We start from the raw sequence: 286 nt of genomic DNA, 5'->3' as shown, positions 1-286 counted from the left end.
GCAAAAGCGGAGTATCTCGATCACCGTCTGGAATGCCCGCACTGCGAAACGATCCGGTTGAACATCCCCAGGAACGTCCAACCCTCGACGCCGATCCATTGCGCCGAGTGCGGTGCGTATCTCGGCACGTGGGACGAAATCCAGACCGACTTCGAGCAACAGGGTGGCAGCGACGGAGTGTTTCGCCTGGCAAGCGGCCGCATCAGACGGCTTGCTTAATCAGGCTCTCCCGTCAATGCCTGTCTTTCAAAAAGCGAGCTTCGCGCACGAGGGACGTCCAGTCGAT

General features: G+C 59.4%; 1 protein-coding gene. It reads left to right on the top strand.

Annotated elements, in window-relative coordinates; all coding sequences use genetic code 11:
• The coding region (locus EN852_RS42080; protein ID WP_135879982.1) for a hypothetical protein at positions 1–219 on the top strand (219 nt) is incomplete at its 5' end.
• Positions 220–286: the final 67 nt, after the last annotated feature.

Origin of the sequence: Mesorhizobium sp. M2E.F.Ca.ET.209.01.1.1 (assembly GCF_004010375.2) — a bacterium.
Classification (GTDB): domain Bacteria; phylum Pseudomonadota; class Alphaproteobacteria; order Rhizobiales; family Rhizobiaceae; genus Mesorhizobium.
This window is presented reverse-complemented; position numbering and strand designations above follow the sequence as displayed.